We start from the raw sequence: 18,486 nt of genomic DNA on the forward strand, positions 1-18,486 counted from the left end.
ATTAATTTTTCATTCTTAAACTTTGGGAATAAATAAATTACCTAACGTTGCAGCCATAATCGCTTTTATAGAGTGCATGCGGTTTTCAGCTTGTTCAAATTGTCGTGCATGTTTACTTCTAAATGCTTCATCCGTAATTTCCATCGCATCAATATGGTGTTTTGCTTTTACGTCTCTTCCATAGTCGGTATTGGTATCATGAAAGGCTGGTAGACAGTGTAAAATAATCATGTCCTCTTTTCCAGTAGCACGAACCATCTCCATATTTAACTGATAAGGCGTCAATAACTCGATCCGTTCTGCAAACTTATCTTCTTCTCCCATAGATACCCAGACATCGGTATATAACACGTCTGCGCCTTTAACACCTTCTGCAACATCTTTTGTGATTATCAATTTGCTACCAGATTGTTTCGCAAAAGATTGAGCCATATCCACTAATTCTTTTTCTGGGAATAATGATTCAGGAGACACGATTCGAATGTTTACTCCTAAAATTGCGCCTGTGACTAGCAAGCTGTTTGCTACATTGTTACGGCCATCTCCAACATAGGCTAACGTAAGCCCTTCAAGGTGTCCAAAGTTTTCTTTAACCGTCAAAAAGTCTGCGATCATTTGCGTTGGATGCCATTCATCCGTTAACCCATTCCATACAGGGACTCCTGAAAACTCAGCTAATTGTTCTACAGTACTTTGTTTGAATCCACGAAATTCAATTCCATCGAACATACTTCCGAGTACTCGAGCTGTATCTTCAACAGATTCTTTTTTACCTAATTGAATATCATTTTTCCCAAGGTACTCAGGATGTGCACCTAAATCAATAGCTGCTGTAGTAAACGCAGCCCGCGTACGAGTAGAAGCTTTTTCAAATAATAAAGCGATATTTTTCCCTTCTAAATAGTGGTGTGGAATACCTCTTTTTTTCAAATCTTTTAAATGTGCAGATAGGTCGATTAAATACATCAATTCTTCTTTTGTAAAATCTTTTTCAGCTAATAAACTGCGTCCTTGAAATACTTGTTTTGTCATTACTTATTCCTCCATATACTTATTAATTGGTTGTGAAATTAGGTTTATCTGATAGGTAGATCCTCACGAACTAAAGGCATACTCATACAACGAGGACCGCCACGACCTCTAGATAATTCACTTGAAGCAATTTCAATAACCTCAATGCCGTGACTTCTTAATAACGCGTTAGAAACATAATTGCGGTCATAAGTGACAACTACTCCAGGTGCAATAGCTAGTGTATTGGATCCGTCATTCCATTGCTCACGAGGTGCCGCAATCGCATCTCCACCACCGCAAGGAATCAATGTCAACTTCGGTACATTCAGTGCTTCACGTAAAATTTCTTGCAAATCAGAACGGTGAGTCATTTTGATAGTTCCAGCTTCTTCGCCCTTTTCCAAAATGTACGTATCTACTTCACCACCATTTTTTTGAATCCCTGGATGAATAGTAAATTTATCGTAATCAACCATTGTAAACACCGTATCTAAATGCATCATAGCGCGGACATTTGGTATTTTGATTGCCAAAACTTTCTCAAAATTAGAGTTTCGATCAAACAATTCAGTTGCAAGTTGTTCAATCGCTTTAGCTGATGTTCGTTGTGAGATACCAATAGCCAATACTTTATCGTTTAAAACTAACTCATCTCCTCCTTCAATGCGAGATGTATGATTCCGGTCACGCCATACTTCTACACCTTGACCAGCGAATCTGGGATGGTGTTTTATAATCACTTCAATAAAGAGCGACTCTCTGTTACGAGCTTCAAAAGCCATATGATTGATAGTTAGTCCTTTTCCAATTGCTGCAGCTGGGTCTCTTGTAAAGTAAAGGTTAGGCATAGGATCCATGAAAAATGGATAGACTTCTTCACTAGAAATATCTGCTAAATGATGGCTTTCAATACTGACATCTTTTTTACGGACACCAGCCATAATGACATCTACCATTTCTTGTGTATCGAAACCTAGCAAATATTTTTTTAGTCCCTCTCTAACCCCTTCCGTTTCAAGTTTCGACTCATCTAAAATACGTTCAACAAATTTCTCTCTCCCGTTTGCTGCATCTATCGCTTCTGCAGTTAACTTTTCTAAATACAATACTTCTACCCCGTGATCTATTAAAGCTTGAGCAAATGCATCGTGTTCTTTTTGAATAACTGGCAAATGCGGAATATCATCAAATAATAAACGCTCCATAATCTCTGGCGTTAAATTTTCGACTTCTTTACCTGGTCTTTTCAATAATACTGTTTTCAATTTTCCAATTTCGGACATTACGTGAATGGGTGTCGTCATTTCTTTTTCCTTCCTTTCTTAAAGCTTCTATTTATTATATAATAATGATAACGTTTACATTATTTTTATGAAAGTTTGAAATCCGCACTAGAAATGTCGATTTCATCACATTATTTCACGACTTTTTCATATATATTCTAATTATGGAATATTCATTCCACAACGAATCTTTATACTGTATATGACTTTCGTTTATACACTTTTTATGAATGAATTTTTTTTAGAAAAGAGGCTGATTATGAAGAAAAATGATCGATTATTTGCAATAAAAAAACTAATCCTCAATAACGATATTGCTACACAGCAAGAATTGATGGACTATTTGAAAAATGAAGGTTTTCAAACCACCCAAGCCACATTATCCAGAGACATCAAAGAATTAAATTTAATCAAAGTAACTCAAACAGATAGGACAACCAAGTATACATTCTATCATGATGCTTATCAGGAAAAGCATTTGTGTTACAGACTAGAAAAAGCGCTACATCAATACGCAAGAAGTGTTACTGCTGTCCAATTTTTAGTTACCATTCTGGTTACACCCAATTATCCCAATGTTATTGCATCTTTAATTGATGAATTAAAGATGCCGTCTATCGTTGGTACGATTGCCAGTTTTGATACTTGTTTAATTATTTTACACAATGAGAACGATGCGCGTTTATTGTGCGACTCTTTTTCAAGCATCATTCATAAACAAGCTGTTCTGAATTTAGAAAAAGAAGTGTCTTTTTTATTCCCAAAGTAACTTATATAGCACGACAAAAAAACTAACTTGAAAAAATTCGGTGTTTAAACCAGAATTTCCAAGTTAGTTTTTTAAATTAAACCGTTTTAGTTAAATTCAATTGCTTTTATTTCAACATCGATATTGTTGTTAGTAGCTTTAGAGTATGGGCAGAAAGCATGAGCTTTTTCAGCTAACTCTTGTGTTGCTTCAAGCGTTTGTCCTTCAATAGCAACTGATAACACAACAGAAAGTTTAAATCCATTGTCTGTTGGGTCTGAATTTAATGAAACTTCAGCTGTAACTTCAGATTTAGCTTCGATTTTAGCTTGTTGAAGCATAATTTCAAGTGCTGAATTGAAACAAGCACTGTATCCTAAAGCAAATAATTGTTCAGGGTTAGTTCCTTGTCCAGGGCCACCCATTTGTTTTGGTGTAGAAACTTTTACAGAAAAAGAACCATCTGGTAAACGACTTTCCCCATTACGTCCACCTGTATTGATTGCTGTTGTTTGATACATTACTTTTGATTCAGTCATTTAAAATTCCTCCTAATGTTTTTGATAAATCATCTATTTTTGCCAATAAATCAAAATAATCTTTTTCATTCATATTTAGCAGGGCTAGGCAGGCAGAAACCTTTTCAAGTAACTCATCCTTTAAACTATCAGCTTTTTGGGTAGTCGCAATGATTACTTTTCTTTCGTCTTCCGGATGACGCTTTCGAGTAATGAAACCATTTGACTCCATTCGCTTTAACATCGGTGTTAAAGTTCCACTATCTAATCCAAGTCTTGTTCCTAATGATTGAACGCTTAGATCAGATTCCTCCCAAAGCACAAGTAAAGCTACGTATTGCGTGTATGTAAGAGAATAAGGTTCTAAAACCGGACGATAAAGTTTTGTAAACTGTTTGGATAAAGTATAAGTAGAAAAACATAACTGTTCTTCTAGTAGAAAGTTGTTTCCATCCATTCTTGTTCCTCCTAAATAAGTTGTGCACAATTAAATTGTACACTATTAAAATTTTTAATACAATCTTTTTTAGCTATTTATTAAAAAAATTCTATTCTTTCTCAACCTTCAATAATTTTTACGAAGAATTGTCGTTCTCGTGGGCCGTCAAATTCACAAAAATAAAGGCTTTGCCACGTTCCCAATATAAGCCGTCCTTTTGAAATAATCAGTGTTTCACTGGCTCCTACTAAAGATGATTTCATGTGTCCATCTGAATTTCCTTCCATGTGAACATATTCTTCTTTATTAGGAAATGTTTGATCTAAACCTAAACTGAGATCTTTTTTGACATCTGGGTCTGCATTTTCATTGATGGTAATTCCAGCCGTTGTATGAGGACAAAATACCAGCATGATCCCATTTTTCACACCGCTTCTATATAAAGCCTGTTGCAGATAGTCGTCGATAGTGAGAAAGGTTTGCTTCTTTTCTGTTGTGATATCAAATAAATAAAGATTACTGGTCATGTTGCTCAACTCCTTTTCCTCTTTGCCTCCATCATACAGTATTCCAAAGTATTCCTAAACATATAAGCCGACAACTGGTATACTAATAGTATAAAAATGATTAGAAAGTCGGTGAAATCTTGCAGATTTATATCGATGCAGATGCCTGCCCAGTTAAAACGATTATTATTGAAGAATCCTTAGCGAAAGATATTCCTGTTACACTTGTGACTAGCATTTCGCATTTTTCAACAAAAGAACAACCTCCAGGGGTAAAGACCGTGTACGTTGATACAGGAGCAGAAGCAGCAGATTACCGTATCATAAAATTAATAAAAAAAGGCGATATTCTGATTACGCAAGATTACGGCTTAGCTTCATTAGGTTTAGGGAAAGGCTGTATTGTGCTTCATCATACAGGTTACATGTATACAGCTGAAAATATTGACCAATTGTTGCAATCTCGCTATTTGAGCGCTATGGTACGAAAAAGTGGTAAACGAACAAAAGGTCCTAAGCCTTTTACCGATGAAAACCGCAAAGAATTCAGACAACGATTTAAAGAAGTCCTTTCTCAATCAAAAGAGTCACTTCAATAAAAAGGATAGACTAGCACAACTCTTTATCAAAAAATTCATTACTATTTTTGATGATTCCTTACAATAGAAGTGAGAATGTATTTTCTTATATTCACTCTGTTTGAAGATGAAACGGCAAAAAAACCTCCCTCTTCTGCTGAAGAGGGAGGTTTTTTGATAGACGTTAAAATTTTAGTTGTTTACTTTTTACAATTTGAAACGTCCAACCATATCAGCTAGATTTTCTGCTAAGTTTGAAAGTTGTTCAGAGCTTCCGGCAACTTCCTCCATTGAACTAGTGATTTGTTGTGAAGCAGCAGATGTTTGTTCGACACCCGCAGCAGATTCTTCTGAAACGGATGCAATTTCTTCAATTGAACCGTTCATAATTTCACTGTTAACTTTGATACTCTCCAAGTTGTCAGAAATCCCTTTGATGTCTTCTACCATTGTCGTAACAGACGTGTTGATTTGATTAAAGGTTTGACCAGTCTTAGCAATTTGACTTGTTCCTTCTTCTACCTCAGCATAACCTGATTGCAGTGAATCACTTACCCTATTAGACTCAACTTGGATTTTTTCAACAAAACCAGTAATATCTGCAATAGATACAGCAACTTGTTCAGCCAATTTACGGACTTCATCTGCTACTACAGCGAATCCTCTACCATGTTCGCCAGCACGTGCAGCTTCTATTGCTGCATTTAAGGCCAATAAATTGGTTTGATCAGCAATTTTTTGAATAATAACTACTAAATGATTGATTTCTTGCGTTTGGTTGTCTAAAATCGCCATTTTTTTCACAGCGTCTTGTACAATTCCGTCTATTTTTGCCATTTGTTGGCTTGTGTCTTCCATGTATTGCTTTCCTTCATTGGTCATAGATAACACACCTAGTGAAGAATTTTTGATTTTTTCTCCGTTTTTATTCGTATTTTGGACTTTTTTAGTGAAATTTTCCATAACGACTGCCAAATTGCTTGCAGTTGTCGCTTGAGTTTCGGAACCAGTTGCCAATTCTTGCATCGTTATTGCTACTTGCTCAGAACCTGATTTCACTTCACTAGCAGATTGAGTTAGCTCTTCACTATGACTGCTCAACTCTTCAGATGCATGCGAAATTCCCTTCATAACACTTTTAACTGTTTTTTGCATTTTATTCATAGACACACTTAATTTACCAGTTTCATCTTTTTCAGTGATTTCTAATGGCTCCAAGCTAAGGTCGCCTTCAGAAATGCTTTGCAAGCGTTTCATTACTACATTTAAAGGCTTTGTAATATTATTAGATGTTAAATATGCAACAAGTATAGACAATAAAGATACTAAAACCATAATAACTACACTGATTGTACTAACCTGTTCGCCATTTTCAATCACTTTTTGACCAATTTCATTAATTATTTGTTCGCGCTCTTTAGCTAATGTTGAAAATCCTGTAATCAATTCTTTTTCAATTGGTTGTGCTTGTTCTATCATAATTTCGTAGGCTTTTTCATTATCGCCTTCGTCATATGCTGCTAACGCTTCATCAGTTAACGTACCCCACTCGAATTTTTTAGCCATTAAATCCTTTACTTCGGCTGAAGCACTTAATTCCAAGGCTTGATTTTCAAGTGCAATCGTTTCATCTAGTTCATCATTAAATGTCTCTCTATAGGTATCATCCTCATATAGCATATATCCTCTTATAAGGCTTGTACGTCTGTTCATATTTGTTGAAAGTTTTTCATCAACGATTAGCAGATCCAACTCTTTTTCTAATATACCTCTTATTGAAGTATTTGTTTTATTTATTGAATTGATTGTGTAAAAACTTAACATAAGCATTAGTACAATAGTAACCGCGAATCCCCCTAAAATTTTTGCACGAATACTTTTAAACTGGAATCTCTTTTTCATTTCTTTTATCTCCTCTAATTTATTAACTGGTTTGTATGCTAGTTAACTAGCATACAAAACGTTAACGCCCTTTTTTATTTTTTAATGTACTACTCTTAACCCTTGTTGTTTTTACCTTTCCCTAGAAGGTAAACCTGTCATGCTTATTTTAACGTTCGATTTCAAGCTTTTTTCACTTACTTTTATACTTTGAATTCTCCAACCATATCAGCTAAACCTTTTGCTAAATCAGCAAGTTGCTCAGAATTTTCAGCAACTTCATCCATTGAACTTGTAATTTCTTGTGATGCGGCAGATGTTTCTTCCACCCCAGCAGCTGACTCTTGTGAAACTGAAGCAATTTCTTCAATTGAAACGTTCATGATTTCACTATTTACTTGAATGCTTTCTAAGTTATCAGATATATCTTTAATGCCTTTTACCATTGTTGTAACGGAAGCATTAATTTTATTAAAGGTATCACCAGTTTTTTTAATTTGGCTGGTTCCTTCTTGTACTTCTGTATAACCAGTTTGCAAAGACTCGCTTACTTTCATAGATTCGGCTTGAATTTTCCCAACAAATCCAGTAATATCAGCAATCGATACGGCTACTTGTTCAGCTAATTTGCGGACTTCATCTGCTACAACGGCGAATCCTCTACCATGTTCGCCAGCACGCGCAGCTTCAATCGCTGCATTTAATGCTAGCAAATTGGTTTGATCGGCGATTTTTTGAATAATGACCACTAAATGATTGATTTCTTTTGTTTGGTTATCCAATGTAGCCATTTTAAATACCGCATCTAAGACGATTTCATCAATTTTAGCCATTTGATGACTAGAATCTTCCATGTACTGTTTACCTTCAGCAGTCATAGACAACACACCCATTGAAGAGTCTTTAATTTTTTCGCCACTTTTATTGGTACTTTGGACTTTTTTAGTAAAGGTATCCATCACGACAGCTAAATTACTGGCAGTTGTCGCTTGTGCTTCAGATCCAGTTGCTAATTCCTGCATAGTTGTCGCTACTTGTTCTGAACCTGATTTTACTTCGTTGGCAGCTTGTGTCAATTGATTGCTGTGATTCGTTAACATCTCAGAAGCCATTTGAATGCCTTCCATTACTTCTTTTTCCATAACTTGCATTTGGTTAATTGCCATAGCTAATTGGCCTGTTTCATCTTTTTCTGTTATTTCTAATGGTTCAGAAGTAAGATCTCCATAGGCAATAATATTCATCCGTTCCATCACTTTTTTAATCGGTTTAATGATTGAATTTGATGTCAATAAAGCTATAGCGATACCTAATAGGATAATGACAATGCTGATAATAATGATAGATATCAACGAACGGTTTCCAGAACTCGTAACTATTTGGGCGTCAGCTTTAATAGATTCTTTTCGTTCAGTGGACATTTTTTCAAGTTCATTGATCAAATCATTGGAGTAAGGTTCTACAGATGATCTTAAATAGCTAGCAGCACCAGCTGAATCCCCTTTGTCGTATCGTTCAAATACTTCTGTCAGTACCATTTGTTCCCAGTCATTGCTTCGTGCGACAATTTCTTTTGAAGCTTTCACATCAGACAGAGCGAGAAGTGTTTTTTCATGTTCATGACTTTTTTCAGAATACTGATTGAATAAATTTTTGTACATTTGATCGCCAAATAATATGTATCCTCGAGCTGCTGCGATTCTTTGAGACAGACTGAATGTCAAATTATCATCAACAATTAGAAGTTCTAACTCTTCATTGACCATTTTTTCTGTATTAGCATTTGCTCTAGCAATTGTTACAGCCGTAATTGAAGATAATATAATGACCAATACAATGACCGTCGTAAACGCTAGAAGAATTTTTGTTTTTAAACTCTTGAAATTCAGTACTTTCTTAAATCTTGATAAATCTAATTCTTTGATCTTCCATTTGCCTTTGGTGATGGTTTTCTCTTCTATATTATTTTCCAACTACTCTACACCCTTTCGATCTATTTCTATTCCTATGACGGGCAAAATAGATTCGTTCTTTTACTTTATATGTATCTTCTACTATATCGGTACATTTTTAGAAAACTTTAGTTATGTGATAGGAATCTTTTTAACTAAATTTATGGCTCTATACTTTTTAGTATTGATAGATGAATTTAGTTCATGCTTAACACTTCTGCAGGAATAGGATTGCTTGTAGCCCTGTAAAGTATTCAATGCGAATTATATCGCTTTAACGCTTTAGCGATTAAGCGGTGTTTGAGGCTTGAAAGTTCTTAAGACTTTAGGCTTAAGACGGTACCAGGGCTCTTACAAGCAAATCCGTCTATTCCGAAAGAATTTTTAGAAGCAGCCACACTAGTTGACGAAGAGCTAAATTTATCCGCAGGTTTATTGGACCACAAAAATAGATAGGTTTAAGCATCTCACTTTATGCTTAAACCTATCTATTTCACAAATTCATTTTTTATGTATTAAACAACCACATATTCTCCCAATGACAGATCGTATTGAATTGCATTGTCATCTTTATTTTCATCCCAGACAATTTTGCCATTTTCAATTTCTATGACACGATTGCGAAACTTATCTACTATCTTGCGATTATGAGTAACCATTAAAATAGTCGTTCCTTGTTGATTGATACGGTAAAATAACCGCATGATTTCTAAAGCTGTTTTAGGATCTAAATTACCTGTTGGTTCATCTGCAATAATCAGTTTAGGTGAATTAACGATTGCACGTGCAATCGAAACCCGTTGTTGTTCTCCACCGGATAATTCAGTAGGTTTATCATTGGCCTTATGTTCTAATTCAACGTAACGCAAAGCTTGCATCACCAATGGTTTGATTTCATCCGGTTCTATACCAATTACTTCTAATGCATAGGCAATATTATCAAATACGGTACGGTCTAGCAATAATTTGAAATCTTGAAAAACGATTCCAATCTGTCTTCTAAGTTTAGGAATATCTTTTTCTTTCATTTTAGAGATCAATTGACCACAAACCTCAATTTGACCTTTGTTCGCTTTTTCTTCCCGATACAGTAATTTTGCTAAAGTCGACTTTCCAGAGCCGCTTGCTCCAACTAAATATACAAATTCCCCATCTGCAATCGTCAGATTGACTCCTCGAAGAGCTTTCACTCCCTTAGAGTAGTTTTTAATCACATTTTTCATTTTAATCATGTTTCATCACCTATTTTACCTCAAATTCTTCCCCAACGCCTATTTCGCGTCAACCCAAATCCGATAGTGTATGTGCCTAAAGATATTCCTATCTTTTCCTGTTTTGCGACTAAATGCTATTGTTTAAATTGATTAATGACTGAAGCCATTTCGTCTGTGCCTTGTGCTACTTTAAGATTCATTGAATAAGATCTTTGTGCCAAAATCATTTCAGTCATAGAAGAAGCTAAATCAACATTTGAGGCTTCTAAATAATGCTGTTGAATCGAACCCTCTCCCGTTCCAAATGCACCGTCATAGCTGAATTTATTTTCTCCAACAGGCTGCATAGCATTTGGTTGAGCTGGGTAAAATAACGGTATTGTTCCGACTAACATACTATTATTTTCTGATTGGATGGTTACTTCGCCATTTTCAGCAATGGATACGTCTCCTTCAGGCCATTGGTTGATTGGAATAGTGGCTTGGATTTCCAAAGTGTCTCCATTATCATTCGTGATCGATTTATCTCCATTGACGTGGAAAGCACCATCACGTGTCAAGTAACGTTCGCCGTTTTCTCCCGTAACACCAAAAAATCCTTCTCCAGCAATAGCCAAGTGGTAATCATTTGGATCAGAAACAAGCGCTCCTTGGGTAAAATTCGTAGAAGTTACGGCACTTTTTGAACCTATTGAAATTCCTGAACCTTGAGCATCAGCCGATAAGTATGCTGCCTCTCCGTTCATGTCATTCAATAGCAATTCATTAAAACTGATATTTTTAGACTTATAACCTGTTGTATTGATATTTGCAATATCATTCGATACAACGTCCATTTGATTTTGAATGGCATTCATACCGCTTTTGCTAATGCTTAAAGGTATACTCATTTTTTCATCCTCCTAGACTTTCCCTACTTCATTCACAGCTTTTCTTAACGTTTCGTCTGCTGCACTGAGAGCTTTTTGATTTGCTTCAAAAGCTCTTGAAACTTGCATCAAATTCGTGATTTCGTCAACCGTTTCTACGTTAGACGTTTCCAAGTAACTTTGTTGCACAACCGTTCCGCCAGTTTGTACGGTACCGCCTTGACCCGTAAAAAGTGTATCTCCAACTCTTGTTAATCCAGCAGTATCGTCAAAATTGGTAATCATCAAACTCATTCCAGTTCCCGCAATCGTCCCTCTAGCATCAATCGTAAAATCTGCTCCATCAACTTGAATTGGAGCCGCCTGACCGTTAGCTGTTACCCCAAGAACTCGGTAACCTTCTTGGGTAACCAATTCCCCAGCATCGTTAACGTTAAAATTCCCATTGCGGGTGTAAGATGTTTCACCATTTGCGGCTTCAACTGTAAAAAAACCGTCTCCTTGAATCGCTACATCTGTCGTAGAAGCCGTTGCTTTTAAACCGCCTTGATTAAAATTTTGCACAATCTCATCAATTTGACTGCCAAACGTAAAGCCGCCAATGTCTTGTTGTTGATTTAACAATGGTCCGCCTAAATGATTGGACATCATTTCTGATGCTCGCGTACTTTGGATAATTTCTTGCGATTTATAACCAGAAGTATTGATATTCGCTACGTTTGCACTAATGTTTTCTTGTTTTTTTTGTAGGATATTAATACTATTGCTGAGTGTTGTTAAACTTCTAATCATCGTATTCTCTCCCCATCGATCCTTTTAATTTCAAAATCATTTTGCCATGTATTTGTGAGACCCTAGGAACCGAGATGTCGAAAATATATGCGATTTCTTTCAACGACAACTCTTCAACATAAATCAAATTCAAAATGGTTTGCTCGCGCTTATCCAATTGACCCACATGTTTGGTCAACAGATGCTGCCGTTCTTTATCCAACAATGTGTCTTCAGAACCAGTTTCATGCGTGTCTTCTAAGAAATCCAATAACTCGATTGAATTGCCATCATCGCTAAACATCACTTTTTCTAGTGAGACAGATGCTAAATTATGGACTGTTTCATGAATCTTTGCTAAAGATTTTTCGTCTATTTTCAATTCTGCACAAATTTCTTTTTCAGTAGGCGTGCGCATCAGTTCTGCTTCCAGCTTTTCTTTGCCTCGGTAATACTCATTTAATTTCCCCATCCGTGTACGCGAGACGGGAGCTGTTTTTCTGATTTCATCAATGATTGTACCTTTGATTCTAATGTACGCATACCCTTCAAAAGGAACTTTTTTCGATTTGTCGAATTTTTCCAGCGCATCCATCAGACCTATGACGCCTATATTGTATAAGTCATCCCGGTCATATTCACTCCGCTTAATATCGATTCGGTTAACAATTTTTTCTACTAAGGGAAGGTATTTAATGATTTCCTTTTCCCTATCATTTTCGTAATACATTTATACCCCTCCACCTTAGAAAACGGAATGAACTGGAACGAATAGAATCCATTAGATTCCAGTCCTTCATTCAGCTTATCGTTTATTTTTTTATCCATTGATCATGCCGACTGTTTCAATAGGAATATCATTTGGCACTTCGTTTAAAGATACCACCGTTAAATCAGGGAAATTATATGAAATGAGATTTTTCATTGCTGGTCTCACTTTTGGTGAAGCTAATAAAACATGTGGAATTCCTCTTGCCGAAAGTTGGTTGTGAATAGCTGTAATACTGTCAAAAATCTTCGTGACCGTTTCAGGCTGCAGGATCGGAATTGATCCAGCTGAAGACTTTTGAATGCTGCGTGTAATCAATTCTTCTGTATCTGGCAATATAGTAACCACTTGAAGCACATTTTGTTCATCTAAATACGGTTTAACGATTGTTCGTTTAAGCGACTGACGTACGTATTCAGTCAACATTTCAATATCTTTGGTCGTATTTCCATAATCGGCTAACGTTTCTAAAATAGTGACCAAATCATTGATTGGAATACTTTCTTTCAATAAGTTTTGCAAGACTTTTTGCACTTCACCTAAACGAAGAATGTCTGGAATCAATTCATCTATCACGACACCATATTTATCTTTAATGCCTTCTAGCAATTGTTTCACTTCTTGTCTGCCTAACAATTCATAACTAGATTTGTAAATCGTCTCCTTCAAATGAGTCACTAAAACGGTTATCGGATCGACTACTGTATAGCCCCTTAAATCAGCAGCTTCGCGGTCACTTTCGTTTACCCACATAGCGTCTAAGCCAAAAGCCGGTTCTTTTGTTGGAATACCGTCAAAATCAAATTCAGTTTCGCCTGGGTCTACAATCATATATTTATCTAAATACAATTCCCCACGAGCCACAGCGTTTCCTCTAATTTTAATTACGTAATCATTGGCCTTCAACTGTAAATTATCTCTAATGCGGATTGGACTCAATAAAATACCTAACTCATGAGCGCTTTGTTTACGGATTGTTGTGATATGACTCATCAGATTGTTGTCTTGGTTTTCATCTGCTATCGGAATCAAACCGTAGCCGATCTCAATGGAAATCGGATCCACTTGAAAGGAAGCCACTGATTCATCTGTGCTTTTTTCTTGATTCGTTCGCTGTACAGCCTTTGAGCGCATTTCTTTCGCTTTCTGATTCAATTTCTTGGATTTTTCGTTCTCCATCAATAAGTAACCAGCCGCTCCGGCTGCTGTTCCCAATAATAGAAATGGAACAGTCGGAAAACCAGGCATAATGGCAAATAACAGTAAGATTACTGCTAGCATCATCATTACTTTTGACGAACCGAATAATTCTTCACCGATTGAGCTCCCAAAACCTTTAATACTTCCAGAACGTGTCACTAAGATACCTGAAGCTACCGAGATTAATAAAGAAGGAATCTGACTGACCAGTCCATCCCCAATGGTTAACTTCCCAAAAGCCATCAAGGCTTCCATAATAGGCATGCCGTTTTGCAGCGAATGAATCGCTACTCCACCAATCAAGTTGATTACAGTAATAATGATACCGGCCATGGCATCCCCTTTTACGAACTTACTCGCTCCATCCATCGCCCCAAAAAACTGAGTTTCTCGTTCAAGATCTGATCGTCTTTTTTTAGCTTGTTCTTCATTAATTAGCCCTGAGTTCAAATCTGCATCAATTGCCATTTGTTTACCAGGCATAGCGTCTAACGTAAAACGGGCTGAAACTTCAGAAACCCTACTGGAACCATTCGTTACAACCATCATCTGGATGATGACGATTATGATGAAAATAACCGCTCCAACAACGAAATTACTTCCTGCTACGAAATTAGCAAACGTATCGATCACTGCGCCAGCTTCTCCTTCAGTTAAAATCAATCGTGTAGAAGAGATGTTCAACGCTAAACGAAACATCGTTGTGATCAATAGAATTGTAGGAAAAGTTGAGAACTCTAACACATTTTTAGTGAACAGAGTCAGTAATAATATGGTGATGGATAACGCTATGTTGATCACTAACATAAAATCGAGTAATCCAGATGGTAAAGGTATAATGATCATCGCTAGGATAGCCATTACAAAAAAAGCTACGATAACATCTAAAGAACCGGTTAGTTTTTCTAATTTCCCCCAAAAAGCAGTAGACATGTTTTTGAACTCCTTATCTTAAATCAGCATTAAATCTTATTTTTAGTTAGTTCTTCCATTTGGTAGACCAATGCTAATATTTCAGCAATGGCTTGGTAAAGATCGATTGGCACGGGCTGTCCGATCTCGACCGATTTATACATGGCTCGAGCGACTGGTTTATTTTCAATAATTGGAACATCAAATGCTTTAGCCCGTTCTCTAATTTTTGCAGCTTGATGATCTGCTCCTTTAGCCACAATAATAGGAACTTCATCTTTGCCTTTCTCATAACGAATAGCGATAGCTAGGTGAGTTGGGTTCGTAATAACGGCTGTGGCTGTTTCCACCTCTCGCAAGGCCCCTTTTGTTAATTGACGGTAACGCTGTCTCCGTTGCGACTTGATCTGCGGATCTCCCTCAGATTCTTTGTATTCATCTTTTATTTCTTGTTTAGACATCCGCAAATTTTTCCGGTGGTCATAAACTTGATAAATGTAATCCACTAGCCCTAATATAAGCAGCAAGACTCCTAATTGAGTGCCTAATTCCATCACAAGATCAGACATTAAGAAAAATATTTTTTCCGTTCCAATACTGCTGGAATTAATAATCAAGTAAATAGAGGTTTCAAGTGTTTTATATGCCATCCAAAAGACAAGTGTTAATTTGGCCACATTTTTGACCAGTGTAAATAACGTTTTTTTACTGAACATATTCTTAAATCCGCTAATAGGATTAATTTTGCTTAGCTTGAATTTAATCGGCTCCGCAGAGAATAAGAACCCTGTCTGTACGATACTGGAAATAAATGCTGCCACAAAGGCAATAGCTAGAAAAGGTCCCGCTAACACTAAAGTGAACAGAATGGCTTTCATTCCAATATCTGCTAAATCATTTTCCAGTCCATCTACTGAGAATCCGGCTGTTAAATAATTTTGTAAATAAAGTAAACTGTTTTTCAATATGTAATTTCCTAAAAATGTTGCTGAGAGAATAAAAACAATAAACGTAACAGCGGAAGTTAAATCTGGACTTTTAGGAATTTCCCCTTTTTTTCTAGCATCCCTTAGTTTCTTGGGACTAGCTTTTTCGGTTTTACCATCTTTTTCCGCCATCTACGTTCACCTCTCTTTCGTTACAACGACTGCATAAATTCATTCATATATTTCACCATCAATGGTAAGGTTGTCTGAATATTTTTTACTAGAGTTGGCAACAAAACCAATATCATAACGAAACTAGCCACAATTTTTAATGGCATCCCCAAGATCAATACGTTAATCTGAGGTACAGAACGTGAAATCAGTCCTAATATCACTTCCGTCAATAATGCCACAATCATCATCGGTACAGCTATGTTAAACGCGATTTCAAAAATGATGCCAAGTAATTTCATCATTCCTTCGACACCAAAATCACCTAAATTGGAATTGGATATCGGAACGGTCGTAAATGATTTAACCAAACTTTTGATTACGACATGATGCAGATTGGTTAAGTAAAAGACACACATAGACAACCAATAATAGATTTTCCCGTAATAAGAAACATTGATTCCCATACTCGGATCATAAACAGCTCCCATTGAAAAACCCACTTGGAAATCCACAAAATTCCCAGCAATCTCAACAGCCGTGAAAAACAGTTTGGTAATAAAGCCTAATGCTATTCCAAGTAAAACTTCTTTTATGACCAATACAGCAAAAAGTACTGTTCCTGCTTCTTGTTCCATAACTGGCACAGCAGAGTAGGCTGCTAACGTTATACCCATCGAAAGGGCGATTTTCGCTACACTGGGCAGACCTTTGAATGAAAAACCTGGACTTACCACTATAAACGATGTCACTCGAATGAAAATTAAAATGATGGTTTGCAGTTGTATGTTCATGATTATCCTCTCAAAGCGCCGCGATCATTTCAAAAATTTTCTGTGTAAATGTAATCAGACCATTCAACATGAAATTTCCAAAAACGATTAACGAGACGATTACGGCTAATATTTTGGGTACAAAGCTCAATGTCTGTTCCTGAAGTTGTGTAGTTGCTTGAAAAATACTGATGATTAGTCCTACCACTAATGCGATGACCAATGTCGGACCTGCTACTGCTATCATCACCATGAATGCTTCTCTTATAATGTCTAAAACTTGTACAATTGTCATTTTTTACACCTCTACTGAAATCCTGTGACTAACGATTCGACGACTAAATACCATCCATCAACTAAAACAAATAAGAGCAATTTAAATGGCAGTGAGATCATAACGGGAGATAACATAAACATCCCCATTGACATCAAAATACTGGCCACCACAATATCGATTACTAAGAATGGGATAAAGATTAAGAATCCGATTGTAAAAGCCGTTCTCAACTCACTAATAATAAAGGCTGGAATCGCTACCGTTAGCGGAAGATCATTTACGTCTGCTGGTTTTTCAGTTTTAGATATATCTAAGAACAATTGGATATCTTCATCTCTTGTTTGCTTGTACATAAACTCTTTAATCGGTAGTTCTGCTAATTCAAATGCTTCTATTCCGGATATTTCTTCATTTATGTAAGGCGTAATAGCTTCATCCATCACATCAGTATAGACAGGTTGCATAATAAACAAAGATAAAAACAACGCAATTCCCATCAACACCAAATTGGGCGGATTTTGCTGCGTTCCTAAAGAACTTCTAACAAATGACAGTACGACAATAATTCGTGTGAAACAAGTGGTCAGTACCAAAAACGTTGGGGCTAAACTTAATGCTGTTGTCAAAAGGAACAACTGAACGACTTCTGAAGTCCCGCCAGATTGCTTCCCAAAGAGATCCGTTATTCCGTCTAACCCATCCGTTAATTCAGCGGCTGATGCAACTTGTGGAAAGAGAACAAAACTGGTTAAAAAGAGGCTAAAGCATAAAATCAAAAACTTTTTCTTGTGCAACTTTATTTCCTCTTTTCATAGAAAGATTGGTATTGAGACTGTAAGGTTTTAAAGGTCTGGATGTTTTTTTTGCTAGATATCGCTTTTTTTTGCTTTACTGGTGTAGCTGGTAAAACTTCTTCGATACTTTTCGTGATCTTTGCTTTTTCTTCAGCTGTCAGTTCTCTTAGTATTTCGTTACGCGTATCTGTAAAACTCATTAAGTAATACGTGTCCGCAATTTCAACAATGCTAAGGGCTGAACTTTTACTGATGGGCGTTCTTTCAATGACTTTTATCACTTGATTTTTTTTAGTCATAAACGTATTTAAATACTTCAATCCATAATTAGCCGCAAAAATGATCACGACCAATGCAACGACACTTTTCAACACATAATTCAGTCCAAGTTCCAATTTTCTCTTCCTCCTTTTTTATTTTCTTATTGTGTTACGATATTTGTAATGAAAATATCTTCCACTGCATCTGTGTCTAATTTTTTATTAATTGCTTCGATCAATTCTTTTTTGATTATCAATTTGCCTTCTTCTTCTACAAACACGTTGTTTACTGATTTCTTACGCAAAACAGAGATGATCGTATCACGAATTTCTGCTACATTTGCATTAAGCAATACATCTGCGTCTTCTTTCGTGCTGTATAAAGAAAGTTCAATTTTCAAAAAATTCTTTTTAGCCGATTCACCAGAATCTAAATTAATTAAGAATTCTTCTAAAGGAACCGTTGATTCGACGACTTCTTTTTCTGAAAATCCTTTAATTATTTCCGTTGCTTTACCTGAAGTAAAACCAAAACTGACGACTGCTCCTACTACAATTGCCAATAAGATAGCAATGATTATGCTTATTTTTTTCTTCCCTTTAGCAGGCTTTGCTTCTTCAGATTTCATCT

The 18,486-nt window shown here is 36.3% G+C and carries 20 protein-coding genes; 2 read left to right on the plus strand and 18 right to left on the minus strand.

Translation table 11 applies throughout. The features are described from left to right. Nucleotides 1–15 precede the first annotated feature (15 nt). Nucleotides 16–1,032 (minus strand): ornithine carbamoyltransferase, encoded by a 1,017-nt coding sequence (gene argF, locus CAT7_RS01255; RefSeq protein WP_007721098.1) that lies wholly within the window; start codon nt 1,030–1,032, stop codon nt 16–18. 44 nt (nt 1,033–1,076) lie between these two features. Next, entirely contained in the window at nt 1,077–2,318 is a 1,242-nt protein-coding gene (gene arcA / locus CAT7_RS01260) for an arginine deiminase (protein ID WP_007721100.1), read from the minus strand. Nucleotides 2,319–2,556: 238 nt separating this feature from the next. On the opposite strand from arcA, the gene CAT7_RS01265 reads away from it, so the two are divergent. Continuing rightward, on the plus strand, nt 2,557–3,066 hold the full coding sequence (locus tag CAT7_RS01265; protein WP_007721102.1) for an arginine repressor: 510 nt from the start codon (nt 2,557–2,559) through the stop codon (nt 3,064–3,066). An 86-nt stretch (nt 3,067–3,152) separates the two neighbouring features. Here CAT7_RS01265 and CAT7_RS01270 read toward each other — a convergent pair whose 3' ends face one another. The 3 genes from CAT7_RS01270 to CAT7_RS01280 all read right to left on the minus strand — a co-directional run bounded on the left by CAT7_RS01270 (nt 3,153) and on the right by CAT7_RS01280 (nt 4,529). Next, nucleotides 3,153–3,584, minus strand: a complete 432-nt coding sequence (locus CAT7_RS01270) for an organic hydroperoxide resistance protein (RefSeq protein ID WP_007721104.1) — start codon at nt 3,582–3,584, stop codon at nt 3,153–3,155. Beyond that, entirely contained in the window at nt 3,577–4,020 is a 444-nt protein-coding gene (locus CAT7_RS01275; protein ID WP_007721106.1) for a MarR family winged helix-turn-helix transcriptional regulator, read from the minus strand. The genes CAT7_RS01270 and CAT7_RS01275 overlap by 8 nt, the downstream gene beginning before the upstream one ends. Nucleotides 4,021–4,121: 101 nt before the next feature. After that, nucleotides 4,122–4,529: a secondary thiamine-phosphate synthase enzyme YjbQ gene (locus tag CAT7_RS01280; RefSeq protein WP_007721108.1), complete on the minus strand. Its 408-nt coding sequence runs from the start codon at nt 4,527–4,529 to the stop codon at nt 4,122–4,124. Between the two features lie 119 nt (nt 4,530–4,648). Between CAT7_RS01280 and CAT7_RS01285 the strand changes: the two genes are divergently transcribed. Next, nucleotides 4,649–5,107, plus strand: coding sequence for a YaiI/YqxD family protein (locus CAT7_RS01285; RefSeq protein ID WP_007721109.1), 459 nt, complete (start codon nt 4,649–4,651; stop codon nt 5,105–5,107). Nucleotides 5,108–5,293: 186 nt separating this feature from the next. Here CAT7_RS01285 and CAT7_RS01290 read toward each other — a convergent pair whose 3' ends face one another. The 13 genes from CAT7_RS01290 to CAT7_RS01350 all read right to left on the minus strand — a co-directional run bounded on the left by CAT7_RS01290 (nt 5,294) and on the right by CAT7_RS01350 (nt 18,484). Next, complete coding sequence (locus CAT7_RS01290; protein ID WP_007721111.1) at nt 5,294–6,988, minus strand: methyl-accepting chemotaxis protein; 1,695 nt, start codon at nt 6,986–6,988, stop codon at nt 5,294–5,296. 182 nt (nt 6,989–7,170) lie between these two features. After that, on the minus strand, nt 7,171–8,940 hold the full coding sequence (locus tag CAT7_RS01295) for a methyl-accepting chemotaxis protein (RefSeq protein WP_007721113.1): 1,770 nt from the start codon (nt 8,938–8,940) through the stop codon (nt 7,171–7,173). A gap of 494 nt (nt 8,941–9,434) precedes the next feature. Continuing rightward, nucleotides 9,435–10,151: a cell division ATP-binding protein FtsE gene (gene ftsE, locus CAT7_RS01300; protein WP_007721115.1), complete on the minus strand. Its 717-nt coding sequence runs from the start codon at nt 10,149–10,151 to the stop codon at nt 9,435–9,437. A gap of 116 nt (nt 10,152–10,267) precedes the next feature. Further along, nucleotides 10,268–11,023: a flagellar hook-basal body protein gene (locus CAT7_RS01305; protein ID WP_007721116.1), complete on the minus strand. Its 756-nt coding sequence runs from the start codon at nt 11,021–11,023 to the stop codon at nt 10,268–10,270. A 12-nt stretch (nt 11,024–11,035) separates the two neighbouring features. Further along, nucleotides 11,036–11,794: a flagellar hook-basal body protein gene (locus CAT7_RS01310; RefSeq protein ID WP_007721118.1), complete on the minus strand. Its 759-nt coding sequence runs from the start codon at nt 11,792–11,794 to the stop codon at nt 11,036–11,038. After that, nucleotides 11,787–12,503, minus strand: coding sequence for a sigma-70 family RNA polymerase sigma factor (locus CAT7_RS01315; RefSeq protein ID WP_007721120.1), 717 nt, complete (start codon nt 12,501–12,503; stop codon nt 11,787–11,789). Before CAT7_RS01315 ends, CAT7_RS01310 begins: the two co-directional genes overlap by 8 nt. A 90-nt stretch (nt 12,504–12,593) precedes the next feature. Continuing rightward, entirely contained in the window at nt 12,594–14,675 is a 2,082-nt protein-coding gene (gene flhA / locus CAT7_RS01320) for a flagellar biosynthesis protein FlhA (protein WP_007721122.1), read from the minus strand. A 29-nt stretch (nt 14,676–14,704) separates the two neighbouring features. Beyond that, nucleotides 14,705–15,772, minus strand: coding sequence for a flagellar biosynthesis protein FlhB (gene flhB, locus CAT7_RS01325; protein WP_007721124.1), 1,068 nt, complete (start codon nt 15,770–15,772; stop codon nt 14,705–14,707). A gap of 20 nt (nt 15,773–15,792) precedes the next feature. Then, a complete protein-coding gene (fliR, locus tag CAT7_RS01330) occupies nt 15,793–16,545 on the minus strand; it encodes a flagellar biosynthetic protein FliR (protein WP_007721126.1) in 753 nt (250 codons plus the stop codon). Nucleotides 16,546–16,555: 10 nt separating this feature from the next. Next, nucleotides 16,556–16,819 carry a flagellar biosynthesis protein FliQ gene (gene fliQ, locus CAT7_RS01335; RefSeq protein ID WP_007721127.1) on the minus strand — a complete coding sequence of 88 codons (264 nt, stop codon included), beginning with the start codon at nt 16,817–16,819 and terminating at the stop codon, nt 16,556–16,558. Between the two features lie 11 nt (nt 16,820–16,830). Next, nucleotides 16,831–17,601, minus strand: coding sequence for a flagellar type III secretion system pore protein FliP (gene fliP, locus CAT7_RS01340; RefSeq protein ID WP_035019314.1), 771 nt, complete (start codon nt 17,599–17,601; stop codon nt 16,831–16,833). Continuing rightward, on the minus strand, nt 17,598–17,990 hold the full coding sequence (locus CAT7_RS01345) for a flagellar biosynthetic protein FliO (RefSeq protein ID WP_007721140.1): 393 nt from the start codon (nt 17,988–17,990) through the stop codon (nt 17,598–17,600). The genes fliP and CAT7_RS01345 overlap by 4 nt, the downstream gene beginning before the upstream one ends. Nucleotides 17,991–18,016: 26 nt before the next feature. Then, nucleotides 18,017–18,484 carry a flagellar basal body-associated FliL family protein gene (locus CAT7_RS01350; RefSeq protein WP_007721141.1) on the minus strand — a complete coding sequence of 156 codons (468 nt, stop codon included), beginning with the start codon at nt 18,482–18,484 and terminating at the stop codon, nt 18,017–18,019. Between the last annotated feature and the right edge of the window lie 2 nt (nt 18,485–18,486).

This window comes from Carnobacterium sp. AT7 (assembly GCF_000171855.1).
In the GTDB taxonomy this organism is placed as follows: domain Bacteria; phylum Bacillota; class Bacilli; order Lactobacillales; family Carnobacteriaceae; genus Carnobacterium_B; species Carnobacterium_B jeotgali.